Below are 15557 nucleotides of genomic sequence, written 5' to 3' on the forward strand. Positions count from 1 at the left end.
TCTGCCGTCTTCTTGTCGCTCATGTCGAAAAGTGTCGCCCCTGCCACGCTGTCCTCATGTTTGTTTCACACTCTGCCCGGCCGGGCAATCAGCGCGCCGGTGTTCACGAGTTGTTCCAATCTGACCCCATATAACGGAATTTGCAAGCACCGACGTCACTCAGGGCCGGGGCAAAGGATGGCGCGGCGGATTTTCTGCCGATCATTCGGCCCAAAGGCGCTGGCGATCCTCCCAGCGCCGTTCTCCGACAAGGCAATCGCTGGATCGGACCTGAGCGCGGGTCACCGCCTCGCGCGAGACCGGCTCCTGCCCGGCAACTTCGAGAACCAGCTTGCGCCGCACCGCTGCCGCGAATTGATCCCAGTCGGTGACGGCGATAGAAAACGCCCCCATGCCGCCGATCACGCAGTCGATATAGTAGCGATCCAGATCGGGAATGGTGCTCCAGCCCCCGCCGCCCTCGGCATCATCGACCTGCAAGGGCAATCCGTTGATCGTGATGCCGCGCGCCAGGGCGGCGTCACGGGCATCGGTGACCATGCGGCCCTGATTATTCGGGCCATCGCCCGACACGTCGATCACGCGCCTTCCCCCGGAATAGCCATTGCCTTCGAAGAGTTCCGCCGCAAAATCAATCGCCCCGGAAATCGAGGTCCGGGAAACGGGAAGCGACGCCCCGGATTCGATCCGGCCCGCAAACTCCTCGGCGGCGGCAGGACTGTCGATCAAGGTCCAGGGGATCGTGATGGTCTGGGATCCGGCCCCCGCCCATTCCACATAGGTGACCGCGATCCGCTTCCAATCGCCCAGCAGGATCGCCTTTTGCATCTGCACGCTGCGAAACGCCTCGGCATAGCCCCGGCGCTGGATGGCCTGTTCGGCGGGATCGATCGATCGGGAAATATCGACGGCGAGCACAAGTTCGACCCCCACGCCCAGATCGCCGGCCGGCGATTGCGCGTGAACCGGGCCAGTCAGCCCGGTCACCGCCAGAAGCGGACAAAGAAAGGCGAACTGAGAGTGTTTCACCAGAAGAGCCTCGCCAAAACCACGATGCAAACCAAATCACAATTCCGAAAGTTCGGCCTGCTGCGCCCGGATCCTGCCTTTCGAAGGCCAAATCGAGCTTTGCAATCGACAAGGGATCTGTCGCATGCTGCGCTCAGATGCCCCGGTCCAACAGTTCAGAGGAGCCCCTGATGGGACAACCCAAGATCGCCGTCGTCTTTTATTCCACCTATGGCACGAACCATCAGGTCGCCTCGGCCGCTGCTGAGGCCGCCCGCGCCGCCGGGGCCGAGGTGCGCCTGCTGCGCATCGCTGAAACCGCGCCCGAATCCGTGGTGAATGGTCAGGAAGCCTGGAAAGCCACGCTCGAGAAAATCAAGGACATCCCCACCGTGACGGCCGATGACATGGTCTGGGCGGATGGCTATTTCATCAGCGCACCGACCCGTTTCGGCGGCGGCCCCAGCCAGTTGCGCGCCTTTATCGACACTCTGGGCGGGATCTGGTCTCAGGGCCAGCTTGCCGGAAAGACCTTTACCGCGACGACGAGCGCGCAGAATGCGCATGGCGGACAAGAGGCGACGATCCTTGGGCTCTACACGACCGCGATGCATTGGGGCGCGATCATCGTGCCGCCCGGCTATACCGATCCGGTCCTCTACGAGGCCGGAGGCAACCCCTATGGGTTCTCGACCGAGGCAGGAAAGTTCGACGAAAAGGGCCGCGCGGCCGTTGCCCATCAGGCCCGTCGGCTGGTCGAGATCACCCAACGCCTGACCGCATAGACATCCCGTCTCCGGGTCGGAATGCAAAAAGCCCCCGCCACTGGCGGGGGCTCGCGTTCAGAACGCGGCGTCTTTGCCGTGTTACTGGACGATGTGAACGACCTTGCGGCTGTTCGGATCGACGATCACGGGCTGCTCGTTGACATAGACATAGCGATATTCCGAATCCGGGATCTGCTGGATCTGGACGGTCTGCGGCAATTCGGTGCCGACGACCACCTGGCCCTGAACCGGGACGGATTGGACACGGTTTTCCAGCACATAGGTCCGGGTCTCAGCCGTCATCGCGTCTTCGGCGACATCACCTGCGACAGCGCCCACGACACCGCCCACGACAGCCCCGACGGGACCGCCGGCGATCGCGCCGGCAACCATGCCGGTCGTCGCACCGCCAGCCGCGCCGCCGCCCGAGGTGTCCTGGCCGGGCTCGACCTTTTGCTGGACAACAACGGGCTCGGCCGTGGTGGTGACGGTGGTCTGGGCAAGGGCGACACCGGCGGTGGAGGCAAGCGTGAACGCGCCCACCGAAAGGGCAAGAATGCTGTTCATCGTATTGTTTCCTCTGTTCTTTTGCTTTCGGCGACACAACCACGCCGCCGCAGCAAGGTTCCGGAAAAACCTGCCCGGCATCCCTGCGTCGCACCGTCCCCCTCGGGTGAATGCGCCAAATCTTTTGCATCAAATGCATGACTTGGCGGCGAAAAACCGAGCATCGGCCAAAACATGCGCAAGGCGGAAATTTTGGTCCGCGACCCCCGCTTTCCGGGCCTATTCCGGGTCGGGCTGGGTCGTCAGGCGCAGTTCCCGCATCTCATCGGGATCGAGAATGGTGATCTCTTCGGGCGGGGTGCGCAGGGCATGGATGACGAGGCGCAGATCGATCCCCATCCGGGTCAGGAAATCCATCACCTTGGCCTGGGCCTGCTGCACATCGCTGACCGCCATGAAGGCGGGAAGCAGAGTGTTTTTGCCGAAATAGCTTTGATGGACCCCGACTACGGCACCCGCCGCGGCTTCGCGCCTGACCCCTCCGGCGAGGATATAGGGACAGGCGGAAAGACAGACCGAACCCGCCTCGACCAAGGTATCATATCCGGCCGAGCGAATGGTCTCACCGATGGCCAATGCATCCGAGACCGAGCCTCCGGAACTGTCCAGCGCGACCCGGACGATCCCGGCGCGGCTTTCATCGAGCCAGTCCAGGAAGCGATCGGCATCCCCCGGCGCGATCTGCCCGGACAGGCGCAGAACATCGCCGTCGAGCGTGAAATCAAGCCGGTCCGCCATCGGACGCATGGGCGGCCCACCCGGTTCGGCCGGGCCGCGGTCGGGCCGATAGGGCCGCGTCGCGGGGGCATCGGTCGCGGGGGCAAAGAGGCCGGGCGCGACTGCCGCGGGGCTTCGCGCCAGATCCAGCCCGATGATCGCCGCCGCCAGCACCACCTGCGAGATCAGGACAGCACGGATCGCCCGCTGCGGCGAGGCCAGGAACCGCATCCTAGCCCTCGGGTCCCTTGATGGCGCGGGGGGGCTCGACCGCCGCCTCGGCCCGGCGCAGCTGTTCGGCGGCGGCCAAAGCGGCGCGCAACTCCCCCACCGTCATGCGGTCGTCGCTCTCATGTTCCCCGCGCCCCGAGCGGATCGCCGCCTGCACCACCATGACGATCAGCACCAGAACCGCCGGAAGTAGGTCGATCGAGATCGCCCCCGCCCAGGCCGGAACGAAATTCCGGGCATAGACGATGACCGCATCCGCCGCGGACATCGGGGTATAGATGGTTTCGTCCGGCTGAGGCAGGCTCTCGACCTCGGCGGCGGCGGTCGAAAGTGTCCGGCCCCGCTGCTCGACCAGCGCCAGAACCGAGGTGATCGTGCTGGACTGCCCCGCGCGCATTTCCGGGGTCGAGCCGTCAAGCTCGGGCAGGACCACCGCGTCGGCCAGATCCTTGGCCGCGCGCGTCACCTGCGGCGCGGGATTGAGCTGGCGCAATTCGGTGATCAACCCGGCCAGTTCGACCGCGTCCTCGGAAAACCGGACCGTCCTTTCTTCCAGCGCGCCGGGCTCGACCGAGACGCCGCGCATGCGCGACAGGATCCGGTTGCCTTCGGCAAATGTTTCCTCGATAGGGTCGGAAACGCTTGAAAGCTGTGCTTCAAGCGCCTGTAATTCTGCGCCTTTTTGCGTAAGGACGCGGAAAACCGCCCCCCGCCCGGAAAAGCCCGATAGTGTGCCCCCTGCCTCTTGCTCGGAGAGATCGGCAAAGCTTTGCCTGACCCGCGCCACATCGCGCGCCAGCGCCTGACCGGCGACCGCATTGGAATGGGCGCGTTCCAGCGATGCCTGGTAATGCTGGACGGTCACCGCCATATGGGTCTCGACCGCTGCCGATCCGGCCAGCGCCGCGGCATTCAGCCAGGACGACATCGCGACGATCGCCACGCTGCCCAGAGCCATGGCCAGCAGCAGCCCGACCCGCGACGCCGCGCTGCGCACGGCCGGAAGCAGGCGCATCATATAGGACCAGAAGACGAAGATCCCGACAGAGACGGCGATCGAATAGGACAGCGCGGCAAAGGTGGTCCAAAGCCCGGGACTGTCCAGAAGCGTGCGCACGCCCAGATAGGTATATATCCCCGATGCCGCTGCAAGCACGCCCAGGGCGGTCGAGGAAAACGTGTCGAGCCAGTCCAGATGGCGTTCCAGCTCACGGGCATATCGATCGCCCGAGCTTCCCAATGGTCGTGAAGTCTCGTCCATGCCGCCCCCGCCCAAAGATCCGTGATCCCAAGACAGATACACTGCCCACCGGCAAAGTGCATCCGCAGCCCGATCACGCGCCTTCACAGCCGCGACATTCCCTGCCGCCCGCTTGCAAGAGTTTCGGAACCCGAACTCCGTGGCAAGCGTCACGTTTGCAGGACATAACAGGCGGAAATGGCGATGGGCAGCGAAATAGACGACAGGAAGCCGGCTGATCCGGAAACCGCCAAGGCGATTCCCGAGGAGGAACTGGACGACCGGATGCCCTCCAAGGCGGCGACGGTCCATGAACTTTTGCGCCGCGAAGGCGAACGCGAGCTTTCGCGTGAGGCGGCCGCGCTTTTCTGGTCGGCGCTGGCGGGCGGGATCACCATGAGCCTTTCACTGGTGGCGCGCGGGATCTTTCAGGCGAACCTGCCCGAGATCGAACTGGGATTTCTGATCGAGGCCGTGGGCTACACTTTCGGCTTCATGTTCGTCATCGCGGCGGGCCAGCAGCTTTTCACCGAGAACACCGTCACTCCGGTCATTCCCGTGCTGCGCCACCCCAGCTTGGGCAATCTGGGCCGACTTCTTCGGCTCTGGGGATCGGTGCTCGGCGGGAATATCCTGGGGGGCATGATCGCGGCGGCGGTGTTTGTCTGGATGCCGCTCTTCAGCGCCGAAACCACCGAGGCCTTCCTGTCGATCAGCCTGCATCTGATGGAAAAGACCCCGACCCAGATGTTCACTGGCGGGATCGTGTCGGGCTGGATGATCGGCACGATGGTCTGGGCCATCCGCGGCCTCGAGGCCTCCAAGCTGGTCCTCGTCTTTCTGGCCACCTATCTGGTCGCGATCGGCGATTTCCCGCATGTCATCGTCGGCGCGATCGAGGTCGCCTACCTGCTCTTCATGGGCGAGACCTCCGTCACCGCCGCGATCGGGGATTTCCTCATCCCCGTGACGCTGGGCAATATTCTGGGCGGAACCGCGATATTCGCGCTGGTCACCCATCTTGAGGTTCGCGCCGACGAAGAGGGCAATTAGGCCCCGGGTTCAGGCGGCGGACTGCCGCTTTCGCGCGCTGACCCGGCCGGGACTTGCCTTTCGGCCAGGGTCTTCGGAACCCGCGTAAGCAACGCCGTGTTTGGCTGGTTTGATGAAAACAGCGAGGTCCGATGCAACCCTGGATGCATACCACCTTGATTTTCCTGCTGGCGCTCATCGTCGCCTGGAGCGCGGGCTACCTGATCTATCGCGCGGCGCTGAAAGCCATCCGTCACCGCGATGAGTTCTGGCGGCGCATGGTCGTCCGTGCGCGCGGCCCGGTCCAACTGGGCCTGATGATCATGGCCCTGTCCTTTGCGGCCAATATCGCACCCCTGCCGCCGCAACAGGGCGCGATCCTGCGCCATGTGCTGCTGATCGCCTTCATCGCCTGCATCACGTGGATCGTGACGATCATGCTGGATGTGTGGATGGCGCTGCATCTGCGAAAATTCCGGCTCGATGTCGAGGACAATCTGCTGGCCCGCAAGCATGTCACCCAGACGCGCATCCTGCAGCGCGTGACGGTGGTTCTGGTCATCGCCGTGGGGGTCAGCGCCGCGCTGATGACCTTCGACCGTGTCTGGCAATATGGCGTCAGTCTCTTGGCATCGGCGGGGGCGGCGGGGATCGTGCTCGGCCTTGCCCTGCAACCGGTGCTGCGCAATATCTTGGCCGGGATCCAGCTTGCGCTGACCCAGCCGATCCGGATCGACGATGCGGTGATTGTCGAGGGCGAATGGGGCAATGTCGAGGAAATCACCGCGACCTATGTGGTGATCCGTGTCTGGGACAAGCGCCGCCTGATCGTGCCGCTGAACTACTTCATGGAGACGCCCTTCCAGAACTGGACCCGCAAGGACGCCGCGCTGATCGGCACAGTGATGATCTATCTGGATTACGGCGTCTCGATCCCGGAATTGCGGGCCGAGGCCGAGCGCATCACGCGGGCGTCGCCCCTCTGGAATGGCGATGTCTTTGCCCTGCAAGTCACCGAGTTCCGTCAAAGAGAGGTCGAGATCCGCATCCTCGCCAGCGCGAACCATGCCGGAAAGGCCTTTGATCTGCGCTGCGAAATCCGCGAAAAGCTGCTGGCCTATCTGCAGCGCGTGCAGCCGAGCGCCCTGCCGCAGACCCGCGCCAGCATCACCGAGGCGGCCGCAGTCGCCTTGAATTAGGCGCTGCGGAGATTCACAACAATGCGATAGGGTTGCGTCGCGATTCCAGTGCGCGGCGGAACTCCGGCTCGTCGCTCCCTAGCGGGTCGCGATGGCCCTGAATTCCGTAATCTCCGCGTAGAAGTTTTCGACGAAGCCCAGCTATCACCTTGCTAATCCGTCACACTTTCACGGAATCCTGCGGTTAGCTTCTTGCCAGTCAGAGAGGCGACAAAGACCACGATCCGGCCCAGCGACGCCCTTCATCGCCGGGCCTGACCTCACTGTGAACAGCGTGCATCAGACGCCGAGGGTTCTGAAGATCCAGCCCCTAGCCGCTACCGGGGCGCGATCACGACTCGGTCGTTTTCGCGTTCCACAGGAATTCTGCAGGAACCCATCCGGCATGCCCGTGTTGTGACTTCCATATCCGGACAGTCGAATTCGGATCACAGCAATAGAAATACCCGAGGATAGTCAAATTTCTGACCTCATCGAACCGATCCGTATCATGCCCCATGCCCGTTTCTGTGGGGATCGCGACATGCGATTCCGGCCGCCTTGCGCTGCAAACCGCCCCGACGGTCCGGCCGATCCGATAGGTCACGAGGATGCGGTCGCACGCGCGCTCGTCGCGCGGCTGGGTCGTCACCACTATTCCAGCATTCTCAAGATCGGATGCGGCACGGCGCCGCTGAATGTCGAGCTTGCCCGACGCGCCGACCGGTTCCTGATGCTCGACCGCTCGGCCGCAGCCGTCACGCAGGCCCGCAAGTTCCTGCTCAGCCGACCGCAGGCGCGGGTCCGGCAGGCTTCGCCGCAGCACTGGCCCCGGCGGAATTTCGACCTTGTCGTCCTGTCGGAACTGCCGCTTGGGATGACCCGTTTCGAACCCCGGCTGCTCGCGCGGCGCTGTGCCGCGAGCCTTAGCGAATGCGGCGAGATCGTGGTGCTTTGCGCCGGGCGCGATGACCGGATGCAGCGCCCCGGTCCGGCCGAGGCATTCCTGTCCGAGTTTCGCAAGTTCCGCGAAATGACGACCGTCTGGCATCCCGATCTCTGCGCCTATATGCATCAGACGCTTTCCGCCGCACCATCTGCCGGTGCGAATGAAGCCCCGGCAAACGAGGCGATCGCATGACTCTCGCCGCGCCCCGCAGCACATCCACGGGGCGCAAGGCCCGCTCGCCGGCGGCAATTCCCTTGCGCGGCTGGCGGCAGATCCTGACCCGGCTTCGCAAGGAGATCGCCGAGGATCATGTCTCGGTGGTCGCGGCGGGGATTGCCTTTTATGGCCTGATCGCGCTTTTCCCCGCCATCGCCGCGCTGGTGGGGCTTTCGGGATTCTTTCTGGACCCGTCGGATCTCGGCAGCGAACTGACGCGGCTGGCCTCGCGGCTTCCGCCCAGTGCCGCGTCGATCATCGAGGGTCAGGTGTTCGCGGTGACTGGCGGCAGCGGCGCAGGCAGTGGCTTGGTGGCGCTTTCCGGCCTCGCCGTGGCGGTCTATGGCGCGATGAAGGGCGTGATGACCCTGATCGAAGGCCTGAATATCGCCTATGACGAGACCGAGGACAGGGGCTTTTTCCGCCTTTACCTGACCGCCCTGATCCTGACACTGGCCATCCTCGTCGGCTTCCTCGCCACGCTGGCTCTGGCGATCATCCTGCCCTCGATCCTGCAATTCCTGCCCTTGGGCGGCGTGATCGAGGCGGTCCTGCCTTGGGCCAGCTGGCTGATCCTTGCCCTGTTCACCATGCTGGGACTTGCCTTCATCTACCGTTTCGGGCCGTCGCGGCGTCCGGCGCGCTGGCGCTGGGTCAGCCCCGGCGCCTGTCTTGCCACCCTTGTCTGGATCGCGGGAACGATTGGGTTCTCCGTCTATGTGCAGAATCTTGGCACCTATGCCGAAACCTATGGCGCGCTTGGAGGCGTGATCATCCTGCTGACATGGCTGTGGCTTTCCGCCTTTGTCGTGCTTGCCGGGGCGGAACTGAATGCCGAGATCGAGCAACAGGCCGGACGAGATCCAGCCTCCGAAAACTCGGCCCCGGATAAGTCAGCCCCGCAAACGGATAGCACGCCCGAGCCCCGCCACGCCTTTTTCTCGCCGCCAACGCCGGGAAAGGCAGGCCGGACTGCGCCCGAAACGCAGGAACGCCCTGCGCTGGTGCCACTCATCGCTCTGGGCGGGCTGGTGCTCTGGCACGCGCTGAGCCGCAAGGACGGCGGCGCCCCGCGCTGAGCGGCTCAGGCCGGACGGCGCGCCCGCGCGGCCCCTTTTGCCCCCGTCACCGCAGCGCGGTAGCCCGCCACCAGATCCGCGAATCCGTCGCCCTGCACCGCAATATGGCGACGCAATTCGCAAGAGACCGCCGCTTCGTCCCCGCCCACAATCGCTTCGAAAATCCGCGTGTGCTCGGCCAGGGATTCGGGGATCCGTCCCCGGACCCGCAATTGCAGCCGGCGGAAGGGCTTGAGGCGACGGTGCAGCCGCTCGGCCTCATTGGCCAGAAACCGATTGCCCGAAGCCCGATAGATCGCGGCATGGAAATCATGGTTCGCGCGGTAATAGGCCTCGACATCGGGAATGGACGCCGCATCCTCGCAGGCCCGCAGCGCGTCGCCCATGGCCAGCCGGTCGGCCTGGGCAAGCCGGCGCGCGGCATAGCGGCCGCACAGCGCCTCGATCTCGGCCATGACGTCGAACATCTCGACCACATCTTCGAGCGAGGGAAAGCGCACGAATGTTCCGCGGCGCGCCCGGATCTCGACCAGACCCGAGCTTGCCAGCGCCTGAAATGCCTCGCGGAGCGGTGTCCGGGACACGCCGAAACTCTTGGACAGGCTGACCTCGTCCAGCCGCTCGCCATCGGCGAAACGTCCCTCGACGATCATCTCTTCCAAAGCCTCGCGGATACGGTCGGTACGACGGCTGTCCGATCTGTCCTGCATCTTGCTGCCTGCATTCACCGCACAAATTCTTGCATACAAGATTATTGACTGGGAATGCAGATAATCGCAAGCTGCATCAATCGTGAGAAAAGCACGGTACCTTTGGGAGGAGGTTTTCGATGAAATTTGCTAAGATGGCAGCCTTTGCTGCGATCCCTCTGGCGCTTGCCGTTTCCGCCGCCGGAGCCGAAGAACTGCGCCTGTCACATCAATTTGCGCCGGGCGACCTGCGCCACAAGATTGCCCAGATGGTCGCGGATGACGTTGCTGCGGCGAATGTGGATCTGACGATCAAGATCTTCCCCTCGGGTTCGCTGTTCAAGGCGACCGAGCAATATCAGCCACTGAGCCGTGGTCAGTTGGACATGACGGTGCTGCCGCTGTCCTATGCGGGCGGACAGCGCCCAGAATACAACCTGACCCTGATGCCGGGCCTGATCAAGAGCCACGATCACGCCGCGCGAATGAACGCCTCGCCCTTCATGGCCGAGATCGAGCGCGTGTTGAACGAGGATGACGTGATGACGCTGGTCCACGGCTATCTTGCCGGGGGCTTTGCCAGCGTGGATGGCTGCATCACCAAGCCCGAGGACGTCAAGGGCAAGACCGTGCGCGCCGCGGGCAAGGGCTTCGAGGAAATGCTGCAGGCGGCGGGAGCCTCGATCGCCTCGATGCCATCCTCGGAGACCTATAACGCCATGCAGCAGAACGTCTTGCAGGCGCTGAACACCTCGTCCTCATCCTTCGTGTCGTTCCGGCTTCAGGAACTGGCGAAATGCTACACCCCCGCCGCGGATGTCGCGCTGTGGTTCATGTATCAGCCGCTTCTGGTCAACAAGACCACCTTCGACAAGCTGAAACCCGAACAGCAAGAGGCCCTGCGCGCCGCTTCGGCCAAGGCCGAAGCCTATTACCTCGAGGAAGCCAAGAAAGAGGATGCCGCCTCGGTCGAGGCCTTCAAGGCAGCCGGCGTCGAGATCGCCGAAATGACCCAGGCCGATTTCGACGCCTGGAAGAAGCTGGCCGAGGAATCGTCCTACAAGCAATTCGTCAAGGACGTGCCGGACGGGCAGAAGCTGCTCGACATGGCGCTTTCGGTCGAGTGACGGCAGGCGGGCACCCTTTGGTGTCCGCAACTTTCGATACGGAGTAATCCCATGTCCGCATCCCCCGCGGTCGTTTCGTCCCGGAAGGGCGGAACTGTCTTTGTGCGCGCTGTCGAAGCGGTGACGGCGGTGTTCGGCTGGATCGCGGCCGCGCTGACCATCATCGCGCTTTTCGTAACCTGCCAGATGATTTTTGTCCGCTATGTCCTTGGCCAATCGACCATCTGGCAGACCGAGGCGGTGATCTACCTGATGATCGCCGCGACCACGCTGGGGCTTGGATATGTCCAGCAGATGCGCGGGCATGTGAATGTCGATCTGATCCCGATGGCGCTGGGTCCGCGGTCACGCCGCGTGCTGGCCTATGCCGTCCTGCTGGCCACCATCGCGGTTACCTTGGTGATCACCTGGTATTCCTGGGACTTGTGGCACCAATCCTTTGAACGGAATTGGAAATCCTCGACCGTCTGGGCGCCGCCGCTATGGGTTCCCTATCTGTCCCTGCCGCTGGGCTTTGGCCTGTTCCTGCTGCAACTCGTCGCGGATCTGGTCAAGCTCGTGACCGGGGCCGAACCGCCCTTTGGCATCAAGGAGGGGTGAATGGACCCGCTTTCGCTTGGCCTTCTGGTCGCCGTCGCCACCATCGTCATCCTGTTTTCCGGCGTGTCGGTGGCGGTCGGGCTGCTGCTTGTCGCGGCATTCTTCCTGCTGGTCTTTGACGGCACGCGTTCGCTGGAAATGATCCCCGAGATCTTTTTCGCCGACCTCAACAGCTTTACCATCCTGTCGATCCCGATGTTCATCATCATGGGCGCGGCGGTCGCCTCGACGCGGGCGGGGGCGGATCTGTTCGAGGCGCTGGAACGCTGGCTGACCCGCGTGCCGGGCGGCTTGGTCGTGTCCAATCTGGGGGCCTGCGCGCTCTTTGCCGCATTGTCGGGCTCGTCGCCCGCGACCTGTGCCGCCATCGGCAAGATGGGCATCCCCGAGATGCAGAAGCGCGGCTATCCCGACGGCGTCGCGGCGGGTGCCATCGCGGCAGGCGGGACGCTCGGTATCCTGATCCCGCCCTCGGTCACGATGATCGTCTATGGCATCGCCACCGAGACCTCGATCGGGCGCCTGTTTCTGGCAGGGATCATCCCCGGCCTGCTGCTGACGGCGCTGTTCATGGGTTGGGCGATATTCGCGACATGGCGCTCGGGGAATACCGCGGTGCTGTCGCCGCGCAGCTACAGCCTGCGCGAACGCTTCGAGATCCTGCCGCGGGTCTTGCCCTTCCTGCTGGTCATCGCGGGGGTGCTGTATTCGATGTATGGCGGGATCGCCACGACCTCGGAAACGGCCGCCGTCGGCGCGGTGCTGTGCCTGCTGATGGCGATCCTGATCTACCGGCTGTGGAACCCGCGCGCGATCTGGGGCGTGCTGCGCGACAGCACCCGCGAAAGCGTCATGATCCTGTTCATCATGGCGGCGGCGGGCGTGTTTGCCTATATGATGTCCTCGCTCTTCATCACGCAGTCGATCGCGCAATGGATCGCGGGGCTCGAGGTCAACCGTTGGGTGCTGATGGCGCTCATCAATCTCTTCCTGCTGATCGCCGGCTTCTTCCTGCCGCCGGTGGCGGTGATCCTGATGACCGCGCCGATCCTGATGCCGATCCTCGAGGCCGCGCAATTCGACCCCTATTGGTTCGCCGTCATCCTGACGATCAACATGGAGGTCGGGCTGATCACGCCGCCGGTCGGGCTGAACCTTTTCGTCATCAACTCGATCGCGCCCAATATCTCGCTGCGCACGATCCTGATGGGATCGGCCCCCTTCGTGGGCTGCATGTTCGCGGCGATCATCATCCTGTGCATTTTCCCCGGCCTTGCAACCTGGTTGCCGAACCTCGTGATGGGCCAGATCTGACAAAGGAGGCAAAATGGCCCGCATCGCGTTCTTTTCGGAACTGATGTCCACGATTTTCGAGCGCCGGGCCACGACACCGCCCGGCCCCAGCCAGCGCCCGATCACCGAGCTTTGCGACGCGCTCTTGTCCTCGCAAGGCGAGGTCTCGGGGGTGCGGCTCGCGCGGGACATCCTGTCGCATTACCGGGCCATGTCCGCCGAAGCGCGCCGCGCCTTTTTCGACCATCTCGCGCAGGCTCTCGACCTTGACCCTGCCGCCGTGATCGAGGCCGCAAAGCGCTATGGCGCGTCCCATGCCCCGGGCGATCTCGCGCGGCTCTCGCGCGAGGCCGAGCCGCGCCGGCAGGAATTGTTCCGCCGCCTCAATCAGGCCCCCGGCGCGACCGAGACGCTGGTGCGGATGCGGCTCGATCTGTTGCGGCTTCTGCCCGACGCGCCGCGGCTGGGCGTGATCGACACGGATTTTCAGCATCTTTTCGCAAGTTGGTTCAACCGCGGTTTCCTGGTGCTGCGTCATATCGACTGGCGCACGCCCGCGAATATCCTGGAAAAGATCATCGAATACGAGGCGGTCCATGCCATCAACGATTGGCACGATCTGCAACGCCGCTTGCGTCCCGATGACCGGCGCTGCTTTGCCTTCTTCCATCCCGCCATGCCCGAAGAGCCGCTGATCTTTGTCGAGGTCGCGCTGTGCAAGGGCATCCCCGGATCGGTTCAGGCGCTGCTGGCCGAAGAGCGCAGCGCCGAGACCGAGTTCGACACCGCCGTCTTTTATTCCATCTCGAATTGCCAGGAGGGCCTGCGCGGCATTTCCTTTGGCAATTCGCTGATCAAGCAGGTGGTCGAGGAACTCAAGCGCGACCTGCCGCAGGTCAGCCGTTTCGTCACCCTTTCGCCCATCCCCGGCTTGGTCCGCTGGCTGAAAGAACGCGCCCCCGAGCGCCCCGAGGCCGCCGCCCTGATCGAGGCCGCCGATCCTGAAACCCTGCGCCCCCATGCCGAGGATCTGCGCCGCCTGACCGCGGAATATCTGCTGAAAGCCAAGCGCGGGGATGGTCTGCCCGTAGACCCCGTCGCGCGCTTTCACCTTGGCAATGGTGCGGCCCTGCACGACATCCACGCCCTGGCCGACATCTCGGCCAACGGGTTGCGCCAAAGCCGGACGGCGATGGTGAATTACCTTTACGACCCCGAAAAGGTCGAACAGAACAACGAGTGTTTCGTCACCCAGCGCGAGGTGACTGCCTCGAAACAGGTTCACGCCCTGCTCGCGCAGCGCAATACGACAGGAAGAAGACAATGACCAATCCGCTTTACGACGCCCTCGTCGCACCTCTGGCCGAACGCCGTGACGATGTGCTGATCGATGCCGTGGGGGCCGGAATGTCAGGCGCAGAGCTTTACGGCAGGGCCATGCGCCTTGCCGCAGCGCTGGCGGGCGCGGGATTGGTTCCGGGCGACCGGCTTGCCGTCCAGATCGAAAAATCCCCGCAAGCGCTGGCGCTGTATCTGGGCGCTGTCGCGGCCGGGGTCGTTTTCCTGCCCCTCAACACCGCCTATACCCCCGAAGAGGTGGATTACTTTGTCGGCAATTCCCGCGCCGCCATGCTGGTGGGCGACCCCGCCAAGGCCGAGGCCCTGCATGCCGTCGCGGCCCGGCATGGCGCGCGGTTCCAGACGATGGACGGCGCGGGCGCGGGCAGCCTGCCCGATCTGGCCGCCGAGGCAGGGGATTTCACGCCCGCCGCGCGAAACCCGGACGATCTGGCCGCCATTCTTTATACCTCGGGAACGACCGGCCGGTCGAAAGGGGCGATGTTGAGCCAGTCGAACCTGTTGTCGAACGCCGAGGTTCTGGTCCGGGAATGGCGCTTCACCAAGGATGATGTGCTGCTTCACGCGCTGCCGATCTTTCACACGCATGGGCTTTTCGTCGCCTCGAACGTGGTGCTGCGGTCAGGCGGCAGGATGATCTTTTTGCCGGGGTTCAAGCTGGATCAGGTGATCGAACTCTTGCCGCGCGCGACCACCATGATGGGAGTTCCGACATTTTACACCCGTTTGCTGAACGATCCGCGTTTTGACCGCGATCTGGTCGGGCATATGCGGCTGTTCACCTCGGGTTCGGCGCCGCTGCTTGCCGAAACCCATCGTCAATTCGAAGACCGCACCGGCCATCGCATCCTCGAGCGCTATGGCATGACCGAAACGAACATGAACACCTCAAACCCCTATGACGGCGAGCGCCGCGCGGGGACGGTGGGCTTCCCGCTGCCGGGGGTCGAGTTGAAAATCACCGATCCCGCGACCGGCGCGACACTGCCCGATGGCGAGCCGGGCATGATCGAGGTGCGTGGCCCCAATGTCTTTCTGGGCTATTGGGAAATGCCCGAAAAGACCCGTGAGGAATTGCGCGAGGACGGCTTTTTCCTGACCGGCGATATCGGCGTGATCGACCCGGATGGCTATGTCAGCATTGTCGGGCGGCAAAAGGATCTGATCATCACCGGGGGCTTCAATGTCTATCCCAAGGAGATCGAACTGATCCTCGACGAGCAGCCCGGCGTTCTGGAAAGTGCCGTGGTCGGCGTGCCGCATCCGGATTTCGGAGAAGGCGTGGTTGCGGTGCTGGTCGCGGCCCCTGATTCTGCCCCCGACCTTGTCCGGATCAGGACCGCGCTGGAGCAAAGCCTCGCCCGCTTCAAGCAACCGAAACATATCGCGGTGCTGCCGGAACTGCCCCGCAACACGATGGGCAAGGTGCAAAAGAACCTGCTCCGCAAGGAACTTGAATCGGTCTTTGCGCTGCAGCGCTAGGCCCTCGGGCGGCCGCAGCGATG

15 protein-coding genes are annotated in these 15557 nt (G+C 63.9%); 10 read left to right on the forward strand and 5 right to left on the reverse strand.

Annotated features, from left to right (window positions below):
- Positions 1 to 201: 201 nt before the first annotated feature.
- The gene (locus ESZ60_RS10455; RefSeq protein ID WP_245155657.1) at positions 202 to 1029 is read right to left on the reverse strand and encodes a DUF1194 domain-containing protein; all 828 of its coding nucleotides are present in this window, start codon (positions 1027 to 1029) and stop codon (positions 202 to 204) included.
- Positions 1030 to 1199: 170 nt separating this feature from the next.
- Between ESZ60_RS10455 and ESZ60_RS10460 the strand changes: the two genes are divergently transcribed.
- Positions 1200 to 1793, forward strand: a complete 594-nt coding sequence (locus tag ESZ60_RS10460; protein WP_134680530.1) for an NAD(P)H-dependent oxidoreductase — start codon at positions 1200 to 1202, stop codon at positions 1791 to 1793.
- An 81-nt stretch (positions 1794 to 1874) separates the two neighbouring features.
- Here ESZ60_RS10460 and ESZ60_RS10465 read toward each other — a convergent pair whose 3' ends face one another.
- The 3 genes from ESZ60_RS10465 to ESZ60_RS10475 all read right to left on the reverse strand — a co-directional run bounded on the left by ESZ60_RS10465 (position 1875) and on the right by ESZ60_RS10475 (position 4551).
- On the reverse strand, positions 1875 to 2342 hold the full coding sequence (locus ESZ60_RS10465; protein ID WP_134680531.1) for a DUF1236 domain-containing protein: 468 nt from the start codon (positions 2340 to 2342) through the stop codon (positions 1875 to 1877).
- A 219-nt stretch (positions 2343 to 2561) separates the two neighbouring features.
- The gene (locus ESZ60_RS10470; RefSeq protein WP_134680532.1) at positions 2562 to 3290 is read right to left on the reverse strand and encodes a COG3904 family protein; all 729 of its coding nucleotides are present in this window, start codon (positions 3288 to 3290) and stop codon (positions 2562 to 2564) included.
- Position 3291: 1 nt separating this feature from the next.
- A complete protein-coding gene (locus ESZ60_RS10475) occupies positions 3292 to 4551 on the reverse strand; it encodes a hypothetical protein (RefSeq protein ID WP_245155658.1) in 1260 nt (419 codons plus the stop codon).
- 183 nt (positions 4552 to 4734) lie between these two features.
- On the opposite strand from ESZ60_RS10475, the gene ESZ60_RS10480 reads away from it, so the two are divergent.
- The 4 genes from ESZ60_RS10480 to ESZ60_RS10495 all read left to right on the forward strand — a co-directional run bounded on the left by ESZ60_RS10480 (position 4735) and on the right by ESZ60_RS10495 (position 8984).
- Positions 4735 to 5583 carry a formate/nitrite transporter family protein gene (locus ESZ60_RS10480; protein WP_134680533.1) on the forward strand — a complete coding sequence of 283 codons (849 nt, stop codon included), beginning with the start codon at positions 4735 to 4737 and terminating at the stop codon, positions 5581 to 5583.
- Between the two features lie 143 nt (positions 5584 to 5726).
- The gene (locus ESZ60_RS10485) at positions 5727 to 6761 is read left to right on the forward strand and encodes a mechanosensitive ion channel family protein (RefSeq protein ID WP_245155659.1); all 1035 of its coding nucleotides are present in this window, start codon (positions 5727 to 5729) and stop codon (positions 6759 to 6761) included.
- A gap of 523 nt (positions 6762 to 7284) precedes the next feature.
- Positions 7285 to 7881 (forward strand): methyltransferase domain-containing protein, encoded by a 597-nt coding sequence (locus ESZ60_RS10490; protein ID WP_167620118.1) that lies wholly within the window; start codon positions 7285 to 7287, stop codon positions 7879 to 7881.
- The gene (locus ESZ60_RS10495) at positions 7878 to 8984 is read left to right on the forward strand and encodes a YihY/virulence factor BrkB family protein (protein ID WP_134680536.1); all 1107 of its coding nucleotides are present in this window, start codon (positions 7878 to 7880) and stop codon (positions 8982 to 8984) included. Before ESZ60_RS10490 ends, ESZ60_RS10495 begins: the two co-directional genes overlap by 4 nt.
- A gap of 5 nt (positions 8985 to 8989) precedes the next feature.
- On the opposite strand, the gene ESZ60_RS10500 is transcribed toward ESZ60_RS10495, so the two are convergent.
- On the reverse strand, positions 8990 to 9694 hold the full coding sequence (locus tag ESZ60_RS10500) for a GntR family transcriptional regulator (protein ID WP_134680537.1): 705 nt from the start codon (positions 9692 to 9694) through the stop codon (positions 8990 to 8992).
- A 119-nt stretch (positions 9695 to 9813) separates the two neighbouring features.
- Between ESZ60_RS10500 and dctP the strand changes: the two genes are divergently transcribed.
- Genes dctP through ESZ60_RS10525 form a run of 5 tightly spaced genes read left to right on the forward strand, consistent with a single transcriptional unit; the run spans position 9814 to position 15534 of the window.
- Positions 9814 to 10800, forward strand: a complete 987-nt coding sequence (gene dctP, locus ESZ60_RS10505) for a TRAP transporter substrate-binding protein DctP (RefSeq protein ID WP_134680538.1) — start codon at positions 9814 to 9816, stop codon at positions 10798 to 10800.
- A gap of 51 nt (positions 10801 to 10851) precedes the next feature.
- Positions 10852 to 11400, forward strand: a complete 549-nt coding sequence (locus tag ESZ60_RS10510; protein WP_134680539.1) for a TRAP transporter small permease subunit — start codon at positions 10852 to 10854, stop codon at positions 11398 to 11400.
- Positions 11401 to 12714: a TRAP transporter large permease gene (locus ESZ60_RS10515; RefSeq protein WP_134680540.1), complete on the forward strand. Its 1314-nt coding sequence runs from the start codon at positions 11401 to 11403 to the stop codon at positions 12712 to 12714.
- Positions 12715 to 12727: 13 nt separating this feature from the next.
- The gene (locus ESZ60_RS10520; RefSeq protein WP_425331317.1) at positions 12728 to 14020 is read left to right on the forward strand and encodes a malonyl-CoA decarboxylase domain-containing protein; all 1293 of its coding nucleotides are present in this window, start codon (positions 12728 to 12730) and stop codon (positions 14018 to 14020) included.
- Positions 14017 to 15534 carry a malonate--CoA ligase gene (locus tag ESZ60_RS10525; protein WP_134680541.1) on the forward strand — a complete coding sequence of 506 codons (1518 nt, stop codon included), beginning with the start codon at positions 14017 to 14019 and terminating at the stop codon, positions 15532 to 15534. Before ESZ60_RS10520 ends, ESZ60_RS10525 begins: the two co-directional genes overlap by 4 nt.
- Positions 15535 to 15557: the final 23 nt, after the last annotated feature.

The sequence above is a fragment of the Paracoccus ravus genome (assembly GCF_004522175.1).
GTDB classification, from domain to species: Bacteria; Pseudomonadota; Alphaproteobacteria; order Rhodobacterales; family Rhodobacteraceae; genus Paracoccus; species Paracoccus ravus.

What these genes read in the sequence shown, in the direction of transcription:
- ESZ60_RS10470 (WP_134680532.1), bottom strand. Translation starts at nt 3,290, where the DNA reads ATGCGGTTCCTGGCCTCGCCGCAGCGGGCGATCCGTGCTGTCCTGATC.
- ESZ60_RS10480 (WP_134680533.1), top strand. Translation starts at nt 4,735, where the DNA reads ATGGGCAGCGAAATAGACGACAGGAAGCCGGCTGATCCGGAAACCGCC.
- ESZ60_RS10465 (WP_134680531.1), bottom strand. Translation starts at nt 2,342, where the DNA reads ATGAACAGCATTCTTGCCCTTTCGGTGGGCGCGTTCACGCTTGCCTCC.
- ESZ60_RS10515 (WP_134680540.1), top strand. Translation starts at nt 11,401, where the DNA reads ATGGACCCGCTTTCGCTTGGCCTTCTGGTCGCCGTCGCCACCATCGTC.
- ESZ60_RS10510 (WP_134680539.1), top strand. Translation starts at nt 10,852, where the DNA reads ATGTCCGCATCCCCCGCGGTCGTTTCGTCCCGGAAGGGCGGAACTGTC.
- ESZ60_RS10520 (WP_425331317.1), top strand. Translation starts at nt 12,728, where the DNA reads ATGGCCCGCATCGCGTTCTTTTCGGAACTGATGTCCACGATTTTCGAG.
- ESZ60_RS10490 (WP_167620118.1), top strand. Translation starts at nt 7,285, where the DNA reads ATGCGATTCCGGCCGCCTTGCGCTGCAAACCGCCCCGACGGTCCGGCC.
- ESZ60_RS10475 (WP_245155658.1), bottom strand. Translation starts at nt 4,551, where the DNA reads ATGGACGAGACTTCACGACCATTGGGAAGCTCGGGCGATCGATATGCC.
- ESZ60_RS10485 (WP_245155659.1), top strand. Translation starts at nt 5,727, where the DNA reads ATGCATACCACCTTGATTTTCCTGCTGGCGCTCATCGTCGCCTGGAGC.
- ESZ60_RS10525 (WP_134680541.1), top strand. Translation starts at nt 14,017, where the DNA reads ATGACCAATCCGCTTTACGACGCCCTCGTCGCACCTCTGGCCGAACGC.
- dctP (WP_134680538.1), top strand. Translation starts at nt 9,814, where the DNA reads ATGAAATTTGCTAAGATGGCAGCCTTTGCTGCGATCCCTCTGGCGCTT.
- ESZ60_RS10460 (WP_134680530.1), top strand. Translation starts at nt 1,200, where the DNA reads ATGGGACAACCCAAGATCGCCGTCGTCTTTTATTCCACCTATGGCACG.
- ESZ60_RS10495 (WP_134680536.1), top strand. Translation starts at nt 7,878, where the DNA reads ATGACTCTCGCCGCGCCCCGCAGCACATCCACGGGGCGCAAGGCCCGC.
- ESZ60_RS10500 (WP_134680537.1), bottom strand. Translation starts at nt 9,694, where the DNA reads ATGCAGGACAGATCGGACAGCCGTCGTACCGACCGTATCCGCGAGGCT.